General features: G+C 60.0%; 16 protein-coding genes. 14 read left to right on the top strand and 2 right to left on the bottom strand.

Annotation, left to right across the window (positions count from 1 at the left end; all coding sequences use genetic code 11):
* Positions 1-213: 213 nt before the first annotated feature.
* Entirely contained in the window at positions 214-1,434 is a 1,221-nt protein-coding gene (locus BFQ03_RS02890; RefSeq protein WP_032862682.1) for a CaiB/BaiF CoA transferase family protein, read from the bottom strand.
* Between the two features lie 13 nt (positions 1,435-1,447).
* Positions 1,448-2,629: an acyl-CoA dehydrogenase gene (locus BFQ03_RS02895; protein WP_029290432.1), complete on the bottom strand. Its 1,182-nt coding sequence runs from the start codon at positions 2,627-2,629 to the stop codon at positions 1,448-1,450.
* A gap of 157 nt (positions 2,630-2,786) precedes the next feature.
* Here BFQ03_RS02895 and BFQ03_RS02900 point away from each other — a divergent pair, with 157 nt between their 5' ends.
* From BFQ03_RS02900 to BFQ03_RS02965, 14 genes are all read left to right on the top strand, one after another.
* Positions 2,787-3,686, top strand: a complete 900-nt coding sequence (locus BFQ03_RS02900; RefSeq protein ID WP_032862681.1) for a LysR family transcriptional regulator — start codon at positions 2,787-2,789, stop codon at positions 3,684-3,686.
* A 449-nt stretch (positions 3,687-4,135) separates the two neighbouring features.
* A complete protein-coding gene (locus BFQ03_RS02905) occupies positions 4,136-5,257 on the top strand; it encodes a Re/Si-specific NAD(P)(+) transhydrogenase subunit alpha (RefSeq protein WP_065942441.1) in 1,122 nt (373 codons plus the stop codon).
* A gap of 15 nt (positions 5,258-5,272) precedes the next feature.
* Positions 5,273-5,596 carry an NAD(P) transhydrogenase subunit alpha part 2 gene (locus BFQ03_RS02910; RefSeq protein WP_065942442.1) on the top strand — a complete coding sequence of 108 codons (324 nt, stop codon included), beginning with the start codon at positions 5,273-5,275 and terminating at the stop codon, positions 5,594-5,596.
* Positions 5,593-7,029, top strand: a complete 1,437-nt coding sequence (locus BFQ03_RS02915; RefSeq protein ID WP_032862679.1) for an NAD(P)(+) transhydrogenase (Re/Si-specific) subunit beta — start codon at positions 5,593-5,595, stop codon at positions 7,027-7,029. Before BFQ03_RS02910 ends, BFQ03_RS02915 begins: the two co-directional genes overlap by 4 nt.
* 180 nt (positions 7,030-7,209) lie before the next feature.
* On the top strand, positions 7,210-8,703 hold the full coding sequence (locus BFQ03_RS02920) for an acetyl-CoA hydrolase/transferase family protein (RefSeq protein ID WP_065942443.1): 1,494 nt from the start codon (positions 7,210-7,212) through the stop codon (positions 8,701-8,703).
* A gap of 318 nt (positions 8,704-9,021) precedes the next feature.
* Positions 9,022-9,237: a DUF1127 domain-containing protein gene (locus tag BFQ03_RS02925; RefSeq protein WP_007911656.1), complete on the top strand. Its 216-nt coding sequence runs from the start codon at positions 9,022-9,024 to the stop codon at positions 9,235-9,237.
* Positions 9,238-9,567: 330 nt separating this feature from the next.
* On the top strand, positions 9,568-9,888 hold the full coding sequence (locus BFQ03_RS02930; RefSeq protein WP_032862677.1) for a DUF2388 domain-containing protein: 321 nt from the start codon (positions 9,568-9,570) through the stop codon (positions 9,886-9,888).
* A gap of 180 nt (positions 9,889-10,068) precedes the next feature.
* Positions 10,069-10,377, top strand: a complete 309-nt coding sequence (locus BFQ03_RS02935; protein WP_032862676.1) for a DUF2388 domain-containing protein — start codon at positions 10,069-10,071, stop codon at positions 10,375-10,377.
* A 26-nt stretch (positions 10,378-10,403) separates the two neighbouring features.
* Positions 10,404-10,724: a DUF2388 domain-containing protein gene (locus BFQ03_RS02940; RefSeq protein ID WP_032862675.1), complete on the top strand. Its 321-nt coding sequence runs from the start codon at positions 10,404-10,406 to the stop codon at positions 10,722-10,724.
* A complete protein-coding gene (locus BFQ03_RS02945; protein ID WP_065942444.1) occupies positions 10,721-12,682 on the top strand; it encodes a DUF7844 domain-containing protein in 1,962 nt (653 codons plus the stop codon). Before BFQ03_RS02940 ends, BFQ03_RS02945 begins: the two co-directional genes overlap by 4 nt.
* A gap of 377 nt (positions 12,683-13,059) precedes the next feature.
* Positions 13,060-14,367 carry a CitMHS family transporter gene (locus BFQ03_RS02950; RefSeq protein ID WP_032862673.1) on the top strand — a complete coding sequence of 436 codons (1,308 nt, stop codon included), beginning with the start codon at positions 13,060-13,062 and terminating at the stop codon, positions 14,365-14,367.
* A gap of 65 nt (positions 14,368-14,432) precedes the next feature.
* Positions 14,433-15,200, top strand: coding sequence for a TerC family protein (locus BFQ03_RS02955; protein WP_032862672.1), 768 nt, complete (start codon positions 14,433-14,435; stop codon positions 15,198-15,200).
* Between the two features lie 291 nt (positions 15,201-15,491).
* A complete protein-coding gene (locus tag BFQ03_RS02960) occupies positions 15,492-17,150 on the top strand; it encodes a Na/Pi cotransporter family protein (RefSeq protein WP_032862671.1) in 1,659 nt (552 codons plus the stop codon).
* A gap of 290 nt (positions 17,151-17,440) precedes the next feature.
* Positions 17,441-18,823, top strand: coding sequence for a M16 family metallopeptidase (locus BFQ03_RS02965; protein WP_065942445.1), 1,383 nt, complete (start codon positions 17,441-17,443; stop codon positions 18,821-18,823).
* The last annotated feature ends 6 nt before the right edge of the window (positions 18,824-18,829 follow it).

The following is an 18,829-nucleotide window of genomic DNA, read 5'->3' on the forward strand; positions in this document are numbered from 1 at the left end:
AACTGAAGCAACCTGCTGCCGAAAACTGCGTAACTCATTGTTTACCAAGGAGTTTTCCGTTTCGACTGCGCCGGAAGTGGGGCGAATTATAGACTTCCAGAATCTGCCGTCAACCCCTTATTTTGCTTTTCTATCAATTACTTAGAATCGATTAAAAAACACCCAGCCTTTCATATGCCAGCCCGCCAAAACCCTCTATATAGAAGAAGCACCTCAAATGACGCCTGCCTCTTTCAAAGCAGCCACATTGGTCGCACTCAATCCCAGCACCTGTCGGAGCACCTGATCCGTATGCTCGCCTAATAGAGGAGGCGCACTGCGATACTCCACCGGTGTCTTGGACAATCGTATGGGGCTCCCCACCTGAGGCACCTTGCCTGCCAGCGGGTGAGGCAACTCTATAGCCAGCCCACGCGCCTGCACCTGAGGATCGGCAAACACCTGCGCCAAATCATTGATCGGCCCACAGGGCACACCGACCTGCTCAAGCTGGGCCACCCACTCGGCAGTGGTCTTGAAGACCGTTGCCTGGCGAATCAATGGAATAAGCACCGCCCGGTTGGCCACCCGTAACTTATTGGTGGAAAACCGCGAGTCATCAGCCCACTGCGGCTGCCCAGCGACTTGGGCAAACTTGCGAAACTGGCTGTCATTGCCCACGGTGAGGATGAAGTCGCCATCAGCCGTGGGGAAATCCTGATACGGCACGATATTCGGATGCGCATTACCCAACCGCTTGGGAGATACCCCAGTCGTCAGGTAATTCATCGCCTGATTGGCCAGGCAGGCAACCTGCACGTCCAGCAACGCCATATCGATGTGCTGGCCACCACCGTCATGGTCGCGGTGCGCCATAGCCGCCAGAATCGCCACCGTAGAGTAAAGCCCGGTCAGAATATCGGTGAGCGCCACACCCACCTTGACCGGACCTTCCCCCTCATCACCCTCGGGCCGCCCCGTCAGGCTCATCAACCCGCCCAATCCCTGGATCATGAAGTCGTAGCCCGCTCGCGCCGCATAAGGCCCCGTCTGGCCAAACCCGGTGATAGAGCAATAAATCAGCTCAGGGTTGAGCTCCTTGAGCGACTCATAGTCCAGGCCATATGCCGCCAAGCCGCCCACCTTGAAATTCTCGATCAAGATATCCGACTTCGCCGCCAGGTCCCGGACCAGCTTCTGCCCCTCCGGCCGGGTGAAGTCGATCGTCACCGACTCCTTATTACGATTGGCCGATAAGTAGTAGGACGCTTCGCTGGTGTTCTCACCATACGCATCCTTCAGGAAGGGCGGCCCCCAGGCGCGAGTATCGTCACCACTGCCGGGCCGCTCGACCTTGATCACCTCAGCGCCAAGGTCGGCAAGAATCTGCCCGGCCCAAGGCCCCGCCAGCACCCGTGACAAATCCAGTACCCGCAGATGCGATAGCGCGCCCATGGTCACACTCCTATTAATAGAACGCCTGGATACCGGTCTGGGCGCGCCCGAGGATGAGCGCATGAACGTCATGCGTGCCTTCGTAGGTATTCACCACTTCCAGGTTGACCAGGTGCCGGGCGATTCCGAACTCATCGGAGATGCCGTTGCCACCGAGCATGTCGCGAGCCATGCGGGCAATATCCAGGGACTTGCCGCAGGAATTGCGCTTCATGATCGAGGTGATCTCGACCGCCGCCGTGCCTTCATCTTTCATGCGCCCCAGACGCAAGCAACCTTGCAGGGCGAGGGTGATCTCGGTCTGCATATCGGCCAACTTTTTCTGGATAAGTTGGGTAGCCGCCAATGGGCGCCCGAACTGCTGGCGATCAAGGGTGTACTGGCGCGCGGTGTGCCAGCAGAACTCCGCCGCCCCCAAAGCGCCCCAAGAGATGCCGTAGCGCGCTGAGTTCAAGCAAGTGAACGGACCTTTCAAGCCGCGCACATCCGGGAAGATGTTCTCTTCGGGAACAAACACGTTATCCATGACGATTTCGCCGGTAATCGAAGCTCGCAGGCCGACCTTGCCGTGAATCGCCGGCGCACTCAGCCCCTTCCAACCTTTCTCCAGGACAAAACCACGAATGTCGCCGGCGTCGTCCTTGCCCCAGACCACAAACACATCGGCAATCGGGCTGTTGGTGATCCACATCTTGCTGCCGGTCAGGCTGTAGCCACCATCCACCTTGCGCGCACGGGTAATCATCGCGCCCGGGTCCGAACCGTGGTTGGGCTCGGTCAAGCCGAAGCAACCAATCCACTCACCCGAGGCCAACTTGGGCAAATACTTCTGTTTTTGCGCTTCAGTACCAAATTCATTGATGGGCACCATCACCAGGGAGGACTGCACGCTCATCATCGAACGATAGCCGGAGTCGACGCGCTCCACTTCACGGGCAATCAAGCCGTAGCTGACGTAATTCAAGCCACTGCCGCCGTACTGCTCGGGAATCATCGCACCCAGCAGGCCGGTCTCGCCCATCTCACGAAAAATCGCGGGGTCGGTCTTTTCATGGCGGAAGGCTTCAAGCACACGTGGTGCCAGCTTGTCCTGGGCAAATTGCTCAGCACTGTCGCGCACCATGCGCTCTTCTTCGGTGAGCTGTTGATCCAGCAGCAGGGGATCGATCCAGTTGAAGCTTGCCTTACCGCCCATGAGTGAGCCCTCGCGAAGTAAATCAAAAGTCGTGCATGGAGCCTAGGCCGAGCAGGCGAGGAGGGCAAACGAGGTTTTTGCATAGGCTTGTGCTAATTTCTCACTCCGTAACGATTGAGAAGGGCAAAACTGCCTTTTATTTGTGAGGGTACGGTACATGCGCAGGAAAATCCCCAGCACCACAGCCCTCGTCAGTTTTGAAGCGGCTGCCCGCCACGAGAGCTTTACCAAGGCTGCGCACGAGCTTTCCATCACTCAGGGCGCGATATGCCGGCAGATCGCCGGCCTTGAGGAGTTTTTGAGTGTCGAACTGTTTCGTCGCTCACGACGTGGGGTAAAGCTCACGGAAGCGGGGCTTTCCTACAGTCGGCGGGTGGCCATGCAACTGGACGCCGTGGAGCGCGACACCCTGTCGGTGATGGGCCAGCAAGGCGCCAATGTGATCGAACTGGCGGTGGTGCCCACGTTCGGCACCCAGTGGCTGATCCCGCGCCTCAAGGACTTCCAGCAGCAACACCCTGAAGTCACAGTCAACCTGACTAACCGTACCCGTCCATTCCTGTTCGCCGACACGGACTTCGACGCCGCGATCTATTTCGGCGATGCCGACTGGTCCGGCACCGAATCCCACCGCCTGATGGGCGAAAACCCGGTCCCCGTATGCAGCCCACGCTTGCTGGAAAACCGCTCGTACTTCAGCGCAGAGGAGATCGCCGAACTGGCGCTGCTGCAGCAAACCACTCGCCCCTATGCCTGGCGCCAGTGGTTCAACGCCCAGCAGTTGAACATCCCTCGGGACATGACAGGCCCACGCTACGAGCTATTCTCCATGCTGTCCCAGGCAGCCATGCATGACATGGGGATTGCGCTGATCCCGCCTTTCCTTATTCAACGGGAGCTGAGCGAGAAACAGTTGGTGATTGCCAACCCACAGGCGCTGACCAGCACCAAGGCTTATTACCTGATGATTCCGGAGAAAAAGGTAGAGTCTGCGTCATTACACGCCTTTCGAGACTGGCTGATTGACCAGGCGCAGCGCTACAGCCACCAGTTTTAAACGCTTTCGCACTTTGTTGACCTTGTAGTCAAATAATTATCAGCCCTACAGATATAAGTATATGTCGCCTTTTGACAGACTGTACCGATGGCATCTTAAACCGCCTGCAAGCCAATGACTGTCAGCTCTTCAGCGGTTATTCAGCACCCATGACCCACTATTCATGTTGGCGATTGCAAAAATCGACTTTTCCCGCCACAACCCTTTAAACACTTGTATTTAAAGAGGTTATTCCGGCACATTGCGACAATCAGTCACAGGGTGACTTGTAGTTAATTTTTCGTCACCCGTCATAATCCCTTGAAGGCCGTAAAGTTCGCCTGCAAAATGCCGCGCCCTGCTGTCATTTCAGCGGGGTCGTGCTGATCGGCCGCCCCAGTTGTGCCACTCGCGGTGCACTGGCCTTTTTACAAAAATCAAAAGCAAAAAGATCATGCAGGAGATTTGACGTGCACATTGGTGTTCCTCTCGAAACCCAGACCGGTGAAACGCGGGTTGCTGCAACCCCGGAAACCATCAAGAAGCTGATCGGCCAGGGCCATAAGGTCACTGTACAAAGCGGTGCAGGCATCAAAGCCAGTGTCGTGGACAGTGCCTATGAAACGGCAGGCGCAACCATTGGCAGTGCCAGCGACGCGTTTGGCGCCGAGCTGATTCTCAAGGTGGTCGCCCCCAGCGACAGCGAACTGACGCTGATTAAAAGCGGCACCGTGTTGGTGGGCATGCTCAATCCGTTCAGCAACGAAACCATCACCCAACTGGCCGAACATGGCATCACCGCCTTCGCCCTGGAGGCCGCCCCGCGTACCTCCCGTGCGCAGAGCCTGGATGTGCTGTCGTCCCAGGCCAACATTGCCGGCTACAAGGCCGTGTTGCTGGCGGCTCATCACTACCCGCGCTTCATGCCCATGCTGATGACCGCCGCCGGTACGGTAAAAGCCGCTCGCGTGCTGATCCTCGGCGCCGGCGTGGCTGGCCTGCAGGCTATCGCTACAGCGAAACGCCTGGGTGCCGTCATCGAAGCGTCCGACGTACGACCGGCCGTGAAGGAGCAGATCGAGTCCCTCGGCGCCAAGTTCGTCGACGTGCCCTACGAGACCGATGAAGAGCGCGAATGCGCTGTTGGCGTCGGCGGCTACGCACGCCCCATGCCCACCAGCTGGATGCAGCGCCAGGCCCTGGCCGTGCATGAGCGCGCCAAGCAAGCCGATATCGTCATCACCACCGCCCTGATTCCGGGTCGCAAGGCCCCGACTTTGCTGAGCGCCGAAACCGTCGCCCAGATGAAGCCAGGCTCTGTGGTGATCGACCTGGCCGCCGCCCAAGGTGGCAACTGCCCGCTGACCGTCGCCGACCAGGTGGTGGTGGAAAACGGCGTGACCATTTGCGGCCCGACCAACCTTGCCGGTGCCGTCGCTGCCGATGCGTCGGCCCTGTATGCGCGCAACCTGCTGGACTTCCTGAAGCTGGTCTTCACCAAGGAAGGGCAGTTTGAAATCAACCTCGAAGACGACATTGTCGCCGCGTGCCTGATGTGCCGCGACGGCCAAGTCATCCGCAAAAACGCCTAAGCAGGGATTCAGACGATGGAAGAGCTTATCTCCCCCGGTATCTACAACCTGATCATCTTCGTGCTGGCGATTTATGTCGGTTATCACGTGGTCTGGAACGTCACCCCCGCGCTGCACACGCCACTGATGGCGGTGACCAACGCAATCTCGGCGATCGTGATCGTTGGCGCCATGCTTGCGGCCGCGCTCACCGTCACGCCGCTGGGCAAGACCATGGGCACCCTGGCCGTGGCTCTGGCAGCGGTAAACGTGTTCGGCGGCTTCCTGGTTACCCGTAGGATGCTTGAGATGTTCAAGAAGAAAGCGCCCAAGGCTAAAGAAGAGGTGCAAAAGTCATGAGCATGAATCTGGTAACGACGCTCTACCTGATCGCGTCGATCTGTTTCATCCAGGCCCTCAAAGGCCTGTCGCACCCGACCACGTCACGCCGCGGCAACCTGTTCGGCATGCTCGGCATGGCCCTGGCAGTGCTCACCACCGTTGGCCTCATCTATAAGCTCGGTGCAGAACTTGCCACTGCCGGCATCGGCTACGTGATTGTCGGCCTGCTGATCGGCGGCACCGCCGGTTCGATCATGGCCAAGCGCGTAGAAATGACCAAGATGCCTGAACTGGTCGCCTTCATGCACAGCATGATCGGCCTGGCCGCGGTGTTCATTGCCATTGCCGCAGTGGTCGAGCCGCAATCGCTGGGCATCGTCAAGCAACTGGGCGATGCGATTCCTGCGGGCAACCGTCTGGAACTGTTCCTCGGTGCTGCCATCGGTGCCATTACCTTTTCCGGTTCGGTCATCGCCTTCGGCAAGCTGTCGGGCAAGTACAAGTTCCGCCTGTTCCAGGGCGCACCGGTACAGTTCGGCGGCCAGCACAAGCTCAACCTGGTGCTGGGCCTGGCCACGCTGGGCCTGGGCCTGGTGTTCATGTTCACCGGCAACCTCAGCGCCTTCGCCGTGATGCTGGCCCTGGCCTTTGTGCTGGGTGTGCTGATCATCATCCCGATTGGCGGCGCCGACATGCCGGTAGTCGTGTCGATGCTCAACAGCTACTCCGGCTGGGCTGCGGCAGGTATCGGCTTCTCGCTGAACAACTCGATGCTGATCATCGCCGGCTCCCTGGTCGGTTCGAGCGGCGCGATCCTCTCGTACATCATGTGCAAGGCGATGAACCGCTCCTTCTTCAACGTACTGCTCGGCGGTTTCGGCAACGCGCCGGATGCGGCAGGGCCAGCGGGCTCGAAAGAAGCGCGCCCGGTGAAGTCCGGTTCAGCCGACGACGCCACCTTCCTGCTGACCAACGCCGACACCGTGATCATCGTGCCGGGCTATGGCCTGGCGGTAGCACGGGCGCAGCATGCACTTAAAGAGCTGACCGAGAAGCTGACCCATCGCGGTGTCACCGTGAAGTATGCGATCCACCCGGTCGCCGGTCGTATGCCTGGCCACATGAACGTACTGCTGGCCGAGGCCGAAGTGCCTTACGACCAGGTGTTCGAGATGGAAGACATCAACTCCGAGTTCGGCCAGGCCGACGTGGTGCTGGTGCTCGGCGCCAACGACGTGGTCAACCCGGCCGCCAAGAACGATCCGAAATCGCCGATCGCTGGCATGCCGATTCTCGAAGCCTTCAAGGCCAAGACGATCATCGTCAACAAGCGCTCGATGGCCAGCGGTTACGCCGGCCTGGATAACGAGTTGTTCTACCTGGACAAGACCATGATGGTCTTCGGCGATGCCAAGAAGGTCATCGAAGACATGGTCAAGGCCGTCGAATAAACACTGCTCCAGCGCAATACCCGAAACCCCGGCCTCCCGTAGGCTGGGGTTTTTTATTAACGGGAAAAACCCGACCAAAGGCTCTAAATCGCGACCTGGCATTCGACCATGGTAGCGGGACGAACGCCTTTGAAATCACTAGACTGCCCACCTTGCCTCCGTTGCCCGAGATAACAATCCATGTACCGTGATCGTATCCGCTTGCCTTCGCTGTTGAACAAGGTCATGAGCGCCGCTGATGCTGCCGCCCTGATCGAGGACGGCATGACCGTCGGCATGAGCGGCTTTACCCGCGCCGGTGAAGCCAAGGCTGTGCCCCACGCCCTGGCCGAACGTGCCAAGACCTCGCCCCTGAAAATCACCTTGATGACCGGCGCCAGCCTGGGCAACGACCTGGACAAGCAACTGACCGAAGCCGGCGTGTTGTCGCGCCGCATGCCATTCCAGGTCGATAGCACCCTGCGCAAGGCCATCAACGCCGGCGAAGTGATGTTTATCGACCAACACCTGTCGGAAACCGTCGAACAGCTGCGCAACAACCAGCTCAAGCTGCCGGACATTGCCGTGATCGAAGCGGTGGCCATCACCGAACAAGGCCATATCGTGCCGACCACGTCCGTGGGCAACTCGGCCAGCTTCGCGATTTTTGCCAAACAGGTGATCATCGAGATCAACCTGGCGCACAACCCGAACCTGGAAGGCCTGCACGACATCTATATCCCGACCTACCGCCCGACTCGCACACCGATCCCATTGGTCAAGGTGGATGATCGCATCGGCAGCAGCGCGATCCCGATCCCGCCAGAGAAGATCGTCGCCATCGTCATCACCAACCAGGCTGATTCCGCCTCCACGGTGACGCCGCCTGACAGCGACACCCAATGGATCGCCAATCACCTGATCAACTTCCTCAAGCAGGAAGTCGACGCCGGCCGTATGACTAACAAGCTCGGCCCGCTGCAGGCCGGGATCGGCAACATTGCCAACGCGGTGATGTGCGGCCTGATCGAGTCGCCGTTCGAAGACCTGACCATGTACTCCGAAGTGTTGCAGGATTCGACCTTCGACCTGATCGATGCCGGCAAGCTGAGCTTTGCCTCCGGCAGCTCGATCACCTTGTCGGAGCGGCGCAATGCCGACGTGTTCGGCAACCTGGAGCACTACAAGGACAAGTTGGTGCTGCGCCCGCAGGAAATTTCCAACCACCCAGAAGTGGTGCGCCGCCTGGGCATCATCGGCATTAACACCGCGCTGGAGTTCGACATCTACGGCAACGTCAACTCCACTCACGTCTGCGGCACGCGGATGATGAACGGCATTGGCGGTTCGGGGGACTTCGCCCGTAACGCGCACCTGGCGATCTTCGTCACCAAGTCCATTGCCAAGGGCGGGGCGATTTCCAGCGTGGTGCCGATGGTCAGCCATGTCGACCATACCGAGCATGACGTCGACATCCTGGTGACCGAGATCGGTCTCGCCGACCTGCGCGGTCTGGCGCCACGGGAGCGCGCACGGGTGATCATCGACAATTGTGTGCACCCTGACTACCGCGAGGCGCTGAACAACTACTTCACCGCCGCCTGCGCCATCGGTGGACACACGCCACATATCCTGCGGGATGCCCTGAGCTGGCACATCAATCTGGAAGAAACCGGGCATATGCTCAAAGGCTGATTGATACAGATCCGGGCTGATGCAAATACAGTTTCATTCGCCCGGATCTGATTACCGCACTTTTGAAAAAAACTGTACTGCTGTACCGGTCATTTCCTACCGTAAAACCCTACATACCTTCTCAAAAACACCTAAAACGCACCAATAAAGTGCCGACAGGTACAGTTGCCCCATTTCCGTACAGTACAGCCGCTATAAACAGTTAACTGGCCCCTCACAATACAGGTGAACTGTATCTAGAGAGTCTTGCGCCGGAGGAGGATCATTGGCATCAGTTAAACCACTACCTAATCCCGCCACAAGCGGAAGGATGTCATCATGGAACGTACACTCAGTTCCGAACTGTTCTTCGAAGATAAAGCTGTAAACACCCAAGCTTCCCTGCCTCTGCGCGTTATCGCCAACCTGATGTTGTGGCAGCGCCGCATCTCCAGCCGCCATCAACTGGCTCGTCTGGACTCGCGTTTGCTGGCCGATGCCGGGATCAGCGAAGCTCAACGCTACGAAGAGCTGAGCAAGCCGTTCTGGCGCTGATTTAGCGCCCGCTGGCCCCGACCTGTAGGGTCCACCGCCAGCACCCCGAATTGTTGTAGCAGAGCCCGCCCCGGGTAACCGGAGGCGGGTTTTGTTGTTTCTGGGCGGCTGAAAAATCGGCTTGGCAGCCTTCCTTGTCACGCAAACCAGTACAGTTTAAAAAACATAACAGTTAATAGGTACAATCGAGATACTCCCAATTTGTACCGGTTAAATTGCCCTGCCGGGCAACGACTTCCTATCACGCACTACCCGAACAGATGGGCGCCAGCTACTATCGCGTCATCAGTCGTGCGTCACCTTCTTCGTTTCATACACAGGAGTCACCCTATGTCCCGTCTTCGTTTGTTGAGCGCTGCCGCTTTGCTTGCCGTCGCTGCCAACGCCAGCGCTACCAGCTTGATCGTGACCACCGACTCGATTGTCGGCGCGCTGAAAGCCACTTCCGACGCCACCTCCGATGCCACATCGTCCCTGCGCGACAACAAGGTCGTGCGCGCCGCCCGTGATGACGCCGCCAGCTTTGTCGCCAGCGAAGGCGCCATCCGTGGCGTGAAGCTGGAAAGCGCCCTGGCGCAGATCCGCCAGCAAGCCCCACAACTCAACACCGCCACCGACGCGCAACTGGCCCAGGCGATCCTGGCCATCTGACCTTGACTCACTGTAGGAGCGAGCTTGCTCGCGAAGAACCTGAGCGCGCAGCGTTTCAGCAGTAAACCCCGCGTTATCGTTCGCGATCTTCGCGAGCAAGCTCGCTCCTGCAGTACTGCTCGCTGGCTCTCGCCCGGGCATTGCGCTAGCCTTGGCGCTCGTTTTCAGTTGTCGAGTCCCATGGTTTTTTCATACCGTTTGTTGATTGTTCCCACTGTGCTGGCCATGTGCGGGGCCAACTCGGCCCAGGCCTTTGATCTGTCCACCCAAGGCCTCGTAGCCAGCGCCTATGCCACCAGTAAAGTGACGTCGGCACCGTTCGACCAGAAACTGATACTGGCAGCCCAGGATGACGCTGCCGCGTTCATTGCCACAGATGGCCAATGGCGGGGCGCCCGGTTGGAGAGCGCACTGGATTACCTGCGTCGCGCCCAGCCAAAACTTAAGTCCAGTGACCTTGAACTGGCCCAGGCAATTCTCGTCCAATAACCATCTTTACCTTTTGGAGTCATTCCATGCGTCGCCCGTTGATCGCAGCTGCTCTCGGCCTGTTCTTGCTGGCAGATATCGCCCAGGCACAAACCCTGGTGGCCACCAGTAACATCATTGTTCGTGCCTTCGGCCGCACCATTGATTTCACTTCGGATACCACTACCTCCATCCGTGACTCCAAAGTCGTGCGCGAAGCCCACGATGACGCCGCCAGCTTTGTCGCCAGCAATGGCGATATCCGTGGCGCGCAACTGGAAGCCGCCTTCGATACCCTGCGCACCCGCGTGCCAGAAGCCCGCGACGCCAGCGACCAGGTCCTCGCCGAAGCCATCCTCGCATTGTGAGGCGCTTCACCGCCTGGCTCTTGGCTGCGACGGTACTGCTGGCTAGCAGCGCCGCCCAGGCCAGCCTGCAGCTACGGCTCAAGACCGACGGTTTGAGCCCCGCCCAACAGCAGGCCAGCCAGGCATTGCTGGATGAAGCCATGCAGGCACTGCCGCCGCGCTTCATCGAGCAACTGGATCGGCGCATCGACGTCGGCTGGACCGATGACATGCCCGCCAATGCCTATGGCCAGGCATCACTAGTGTCCGAACTGGACCTCAATCGCAAGCTGCTGGCCAGCCTCACTGACGGCACCGCCGCCGCCCAGCAGACCCAGCGCCCCCACGGCACCGTGCGCCGGGAATTGCTCGCCACCGTGCTGCATGAACTGACCCATATCTATGATCGCGCGCGCCTGTGGCCCAGGGACCAGCGCTCGTTGATCCAGCGCTGTAGCCGCCAGAACAACATCACCGGCCTGATTGGCCTGCCCGATCAATGCCGTGGCCAGAATGACCGGCGCTTCACCCTCAGCGACGACCCGCGCCTGCTCGACCTCGCCGGCTGGCCGCAATACGTCGGCCGCCGTGGCGAGCGCGAGCAACACAACCGGCAAGTGGCCCGCAGCCCGGACCTGTACGAAATCACCAACCCCAAGGAATTCGTCGCGGTCAACATGGAGTACTTCCTCCTCGACCCGAGCTACGCCTGCCGCCGGCCCGCACTGTATCGCTATTACCAGGAACACTTCGGCTGGGCACCGCCAGCCAAGGACGCCTGCGCCAACACCTTCGCCTTCCTCAACGCCGGTAACGATTTTGCCAAGACGCCCTTGGGCCAGGTCGATCCCGAACGCGTATACGCTATCGACTACCTGCTGGCCGAAGCCAACCAGAACCTGGTGAGCCGCTGGGGCCACAGCATGCTGCGCCTGGTGATCTGTGCCCCGGGCCGTCCCCGTGGCCCGGATTGCCGCCTGGACCTGGACCAGCACCTGGTGTTGTCCTACCGCGCATTCGTCGGTGACGTACAGCTGTCGAGTTGGGACGGCCTGGTGGGCAAGTACCCTTCACGCCTGTTTGTACTGCCCCTGGCCCAGGTGATCGACGAATACACCAAGACCGAACTGCGCGGCCTGGCCTCCGTACCGCTGATCCTCACACGCCAGGAGATCAACAACACGGTCGAACATGCCGCCGAAATGCACTGGAGCTACGACGGCAATTACTACTTCCTCTCCAACAACTGTGCAGTAGAAGGCCTGAAACTGCTGCGCAGCGGCAGTGCCAACCCACGGCTGACAGCCCTGGACAACATCACCCCCAACGGTTTGCTGGAAGTCCTCAAGGCCCGTGGGCTGGCCGACACCAGCGTGCTGGACGACCGCCGCGAGGCCTTGCGCCTGGGCTATCACTTCGACTCCTTCCGCGAGCGCTACCAGGCGATGTTCGAAGTGCTGAAAAAGCATCTGCCGATCCCGCAGACCCAAGTCGAAGACTGGCTGACCTTGAGCGCCGAGCAACGCAGGGCGTGGTTCGACAAGGCCGACCTGCGCACCAGCGCCGCATTGCTGCTGCTGGAGCAGGCCAGCTTTCGCAAGCAACTGATGCTTGCCCAGGACGAGGTCAAGCAACGCTACCTCGGTGCCCGCGAGCTGAAGAACGGCGGCATGGCCAAGGCCGATGCCACCTTGCAGCAGATTCTCGCCAACAGTGGCTTCCTCAGCCGCCCGGCGGAGTTGCTCGGCAGCAGCGGTTATGGCTTGCCGCAACCCAAGGAATGGCAACGCCTGGAATCGGAAAGCGCCTTGCGCCAGAAACAGCTGCAATCGTTGACCGGCGACCTGGATAAAGAGGTGAGGGCGCTGCTGGAACCGGCACGGGCGGCGGAAATTGCAGCGTGCGAGGCCAATCTCAAGCAGGTCGGCGAACATCTGCGCGCGCTGCACAAGGCCGCTGGCGGGCTGCAACTGCCTTGAAACTGTAGGAGCAAGCTTGCTCGCGAAAAACCCGAGAACACCGCGTTTACCCCGCAAACGCGCCTTATCGTTCACGACCTTCGCGAGCAACCTCGCTCCTACAGTGAACCTCATCCACCTGATGACCTGTTTTCCCAACGAAAGCTGGCTGAAAGCTTTCGCGATTAGGATCGCCCTCACTACCGGCAATAGACCGGTTGGCCAACCTGAGCGCTTTTATGCCCAGGGGCCCAATTAACAACAACAATGGTGATTCTGATGTCCGCTCGTACCCGCCTGTTTTTCTCGACTCCCCCCGTACGCCTCGCGCTTTTCGTTCTGCGCTGACCCCAACCCGGTTCGCCATTCCCTAGCCGCGCTACGCCTGGAGTATTCCTATGCTGACTTTCCTTGGCTTTGCCATGGTCATCACGTTCATGTTCCTGATCATGACCAAGCGCCTGTCGGCGCTGATCGCCCTGATCATCGTGCCTATCCTGTTCGCGCTGTTCGGTGGCTTCGCGCCGAAGATCGGCCCGATGATGCTCGAAGGCATCACCAAGCTGGCGCCCACCGGCGTAATGCTGATGTTCGCCATCCTCTACTTTGCCTTGATGATCGACTCCGGCCTGTTTGACCCGGCGGTGCGCAAGATCCTCAAACTGGTCAAGGGCGACCCGTTGAAAGTCTCGGTCGGCACCGCCGTGCTGGCCTTGGTGGTGTCCCTGGACGGTGACGGCGCCACCACCTACATGATCTGCGTGGCCGCCATGCTGCCCTTGTACAGCCGCATTGGCATGAGCCCACGGATCATGGCCGGCCTGATCATCCTCGCCGGTGGCGTGATGAACATGACTCCCTGGGGCGGCCCGACCGCGCGTGCCGCCAGTGCGCTGCACGTCGACCCATCAGACATTTTCGTACCGATGATCCCGGCCATGGCTGCCGGCGTGGTGGCGATTCTGGTGATTGCCTATATGTACGGCCTGCGCGAACGTGCTCGGCTTGGCGTCATGCATCTGCAAGGCGATGAGATCGACCACAGCGAAATCAGCGTCTCGCAATTCCCGGATGCTCGTCGCCCGAAACTGATCTGGTTCAACGGCGCCCTGACCCTGGCCCTGATGTGCACCCTGATCGCCGGCCTGCTGCCGCTGCCCGTGCTGTTCATGGTGGCCTTCAGTATCGCGATGATCGTCAACTACCCGTGCCTGCAACAGCAGAAAGACCGCGTTGCCGCCCACGCCGGTAGCGTACTGGCGGTGGTTGGCCTGATCTTCGCTGCAGGTATTTTCACCGGTATTCTGTCGGGCACCGGCATGGTCGATGCCATGTCCAAGAGCCTGCTGGCGGTCATCCCTGAAGCCATGGGCCCCTACCTGGCGGTGATCACCGCGCTGGTGAGCATGCCGTTCACCTTCTTCATGTCCAACGATGCGTTCTACTACGGCGTATTGCCAGTACTGGCCGAAGCCGCCAGCCACTACGGCATCACCGCCGCAGAAATGGGCCGCGCCTCGATTGTTGGCCAGCCGGTCCACTTGCTCAGCCCGCTGGTGCCTTCGACTTACCTGCTGGTGGCCCTGGCCGGTATCGAATTCGGCGATCACCAGCGCTTCACCCTGAAGTGGGCAGTGCTGGTGTGCCTGTGCATAATGGTCGCCGCATTGCTGTTGGGCACATTTCCGCTGTTCAGCACTCTATAATCGTAACAACTCACTGCGCCGGCCCTCTTGCCGGCGCGGTCTAACACTCGCGCAAAGGAACACATATGGAATGGCTGACCAATCCGGAGATCTGGATTGCCTTCTTCACCCTGACGGCTCTTGAGATCGTCCTGGGCATCGATAACATCATCATGATTTCGATCCTGGTCAGCCGTATGCCCAAGCATATGCAAGCGCGCACCCGGATCTTCGGCCTGGCCCTGGCCATGATCACCCGGATCCTGTTGCTGCTGTCGATCACCTGGGTCATGCAACTGACCGCCGACCTGTTCGTGGTGTTCGGCCAGGGTATTTCCGGTCGCGACATGATCCTGTTCTTCGGCGGCCTGTTCCTGCTGTGGAAAAGCTCCCAGGAGATGTACCACGCCCTGGAAGGTGAAGACGAAACCCATGACGAGCCGAAAGGCAAGGGTGGCAAGTTCATCTACACCATCATCCAGATCGCGATCATCGACATCGTGTTCTCCCTGGACTCGGTGATTACCGCCGTGGGTATGGTTTCCCACGTACCGGTCATGGTTGCTGCGATTATCGTTGCGGTCCTGGTGATGATGCTGGCCGCAGGCACCATCAGCGAGTTCATCGACAAGCACCCATCGTTGAAAATGCTCGCGCTGTCGTTCCTGCTGATCGTGGGTACCGTGCTGATCGCCGAATCCTTCGACGTGCATGTGCCAAAAGGCTACGTGTACTTCGCCATGGCGTTCTCGCTGGCGGTAGAAGCGGTCAACATCAAGATGCGTAGCGCTATCGCGAAAAAGAAAAAGCAGCAGGATCCAGTGAAACTGCGCAAGGACATCCCGGGCCAGTAACCCGCGGGCTGCACCTGTAGGAGCGAGCGTGCTCGCGAAAAACGTCAACGGTAACGCGTGCTGCCTGATTTCACGCGCTGCCCTTGAGTTCTTCGCGAGCAAGCTCGCTCCTACAGTCGTTTCAGGCGCCTGCAAAAAGCTGATTTCATGACAGTTTTATTTCAAAGCCAAGTTTAGCTATGCGATGCTGGCGCTCAGCCCGTTCGCCAACTACAGCTTAAGTACACAACTCAAAACGGCACACGGCACTTTTTGCTCCGCTGGAGCACGACTCAACACAGGGGGCCGAGCATGCTGACCCTGCTCAATCTTCTTTCCGCCGTGACCCTGCTGATCTGGGGCACGCACATCGTCCGTACCGGCATCCTGCGGGTCTACGGTTCCAACCTGCGCCAGGTCATCGGGCAGAACATGGCCAGGCGCTGGCTGGCGTTCATTGCCGGGATCCTCGTCACCGCCATGGTGCAAAGCAGCAACGCCACGGCGATGCTGGTGACGTCGTTTGTCGGCCAGGGCCTGATGGGCCTGACGCCCGCCCTGGCGACCATGCTCGGCGCCGACGTCGGTACCGCCCTGATGGCACGGGTGCTGACCCTGGATCTTTCCTGGCTGTCGCCGCTGCTGATTTTTCTCGGGGTGATCTTCTTCCTTTCACGCAAACAAACACGCGCCGGGCAGATGGGCCGGGTCGGTATCGGCCTGGGCCTGATCATTCTCGCGCTGCAACTGATCGTCGAAGCGGCAGGGCCGATTACCCAAGCCCAGGGCGTCAAAGTCCTGTTCGCCTCGCTGACCGGCGACATCCTGCTCGATGCCTTGGTAGGTGCGCTGTTTGCGATGATTTCCTACTCCAGCCTGGCCGCCGTGCTGCTGACGGCAACCCTGGCCGGTGCTGGCGTGATTGGCTTGCATGTAGCCATCGGCCTGGTGATCGGTGCCAATATCGGCAGCGGCGTACTGGCATTCCTCAGCACCAGCATGCAAAACGCCGCCGGTCGCCAAGTGGCCCTCGGCAGCCTGCTGTACAAGCTGATTGGCCTGCTGCTGATCATTCCCGTCCTGGACCCGCTGGTGCAGTGGATGGACACCCTGGACTACAGCGCCCAGGGCATGGTGATTACCTTTCACCTGCTCTACAACGTCACCCGCTGCCTGATCCTGCTGCCCACCATCGGCCCCATGGCCCGCCTGTGTGCCTGGCTGCTGCCGGAACGTCCGGAGGCCAACGGCCTGGCCAAACCCCGCCATCTCGACCCGACGGCGCTGACCACCCCGAGCCTGGCCCTGGCCAACGCCGCGCGGGAAACCCTGCGCCTGGGGGACTTGATCGACAACATGCTGACCGCGATGCTCGAAGTGTTGCGCGGCAAACAAACGGCCATCACCCAGGAAATGCGCAGCCTCAGCGATGATGTCGAAGCGCTTTACAGTGCGATCAAGCTCTACCTGGCGCAAATGCCCCGGGAAGACCTCAGCGAGCACGACAGCCGGCGCTGGGCCGAGATCATCGAACTGTCGATCAACCTCAAGCTGGCCGGCGACTTGATCGAGCGCATGCTGCGCAAGGTCCAGCAACAGAAAACCTCGCAGCGCCGCTCGTTTTCCGAAGTCGGGCTCGAAGAACTGGCCGGCCTGCACAGTCAGTTGATCGCCAACCTGCGCCTGGGTCTGTCGGTGTTCCTCAGTGCCGACCCGGAAAGTGCCCGGCAATTGTTGCGCGAGAAGCGCCGCTTCCGCGCCCAGGAACGGCGCCTGGCCCACGCTCACGTCAGCCGCCTGCAACGCAAGATCGTGCAAAGCATCGAGACCAGCTCCCTGCATCTGGAACTGATTGCCGATATGAAACGACTGAACTCGTTGTTTTGCAGCAGTGCTTATGTAGTGTTGGAAACCTCCGAGACCGGTGCGTTGGCGGTGGACAATATTGCCGACATTACCCATTCGCCTTGAACGATCCGCACGCCCCGGGAGTCAGTTAAAAACATCGCCTGACCAATGTGGGAGCGGGCTTGCCCTAATGCCAGTCAGTTAAGTGGTCATCGCCTTCTGTAGGAGCGAGCTTGCTCGCGAAAAACGTCAACGATAACGCGTGCTTATTGAATGAATGCGGCGCCTGTAAGTTTTTCGCGAGCAAGCTCGCTCCTACAGAAAGCAGAATCCGCTTAACTGACGGGCATTAGGGCAAGCCCGCTCCCACAAAAAGCCAGCTTCAACCGTTATTACCCGCCAGGAACCCCGTTATGCGTCGCCTGCTATTCGCCTGCCTGCTCATAGGCTCGGCCCACGCCTTTGCCTTTGATCGCTTGCAAGTCGAAGGCTACCTGTTGCCCAACGGCCTGCAGTTGCTGCTCAAGCCGGGCACCGAGCGCGGGCACGTGGCGATCCGCCTGGTCGTCGGCGTTGGCCTGGACGACTTCAGTTGCGAGGACAAGGAGCTGCCACACCTGTTGGAGCACCTGCTGTTCAGCGGGATCGACGGCGGCGGCGAAGGCGAGCTGGAAGAACAGATGCAGGCCCTGGGCGGCGAGTGGAACGCCTACACCAGCAATGCCGATACCACCTTCGTCATCGAGGCCCCGGCGCGCAACCAGCGCAAGGTGCTGGACCTGTTGCTGGCCATCCTGACCCGCACCCAACTGAGCGATGCCGCCATCAACGCCGCCAAACAGGTGGTGGAGCGCGAGGATGGTGGCCACTACTCGCACCTGCAACGCCTGCTGGATCGCCAGGACCTGGGCCATAACGCCAGTCATCAACTGGCGGTGGAACTGGGCCTCAAGTGCGCCGAGCGAGCCGAGGTCAACCCACTGACCCGCGCCCAACTGGAAAAAGTGCGCCAGGACTGGTACGCCCCCAACAACATGACGCTGATCATCGTCGGCGACCTCGACAAACTGCTGCCCGCCTATCTGGAGCGCACCTACGGCCAACTCGACCCGGTAGACCCCAGCGAACATCGCCCATTACCGCAAGTCCAGGGCACGGCGGCGACCCACCGCGACCTGATCCGCGGCTGGGTCGGCAATGGCGCCAAGCTGCACCTGCTGTTCCCCGAACCGGTACTGGACGAGCAGCACGATGCCACCTACGACCTGCTCAAGGACTATCTGGATTGGGCGCTGTATCGCCAACTACGGCTCCAGCATGGTTTGTCCTACGGCCCGTGGAGCGAACGCGAAGTGCTGGGCGGCGTCGGTTTCATGAGCCTGAACGCCGACCTTGAGCGCGACAACCTGGCGCAAGCCGAGCAGGTGCTGGCCTCGCTCAAGGCGCGATTGCTTGAAGAGGGGCTCGACCCTGCCACCTTCGCTCGCCTGAAACAGGCCGCCATCGACCGCCAGGCCTGGGCAGTACAAGGCAACAGCGCCCTGGCCGATTATTACTGGGGCGCAGCGGGTGACTTCAGCGACGGCCACTTCAGCGATCCGGCCAAACGCATCAAGACCGTCAGCCTGGAGCAAACCAACCAGGCCATGCGCCAGTTGCTCAACCAGCCCGGCTACTGGCGCATCGAAAAACCGCTACTCGGTTATGACGCCTTGAGCTGGATCGCGGCGGGCCTGTTGGGGTTGATCGCGCTTGTGGCAGTTGGCGTGCGCCGTTATCGCAAAGCAATTGCGTAATCACAC

This window comes from Pseudomonas sp. 25 R 14 (assembly GCF_900004755.1).
Lineage (GTDB): Bacteria > Pseudomonadota > Gammaproteobacteria > Pseudomonadales > Pseudomonadaceae > Aquipseudomonas > Aquipseudomonas brenneri.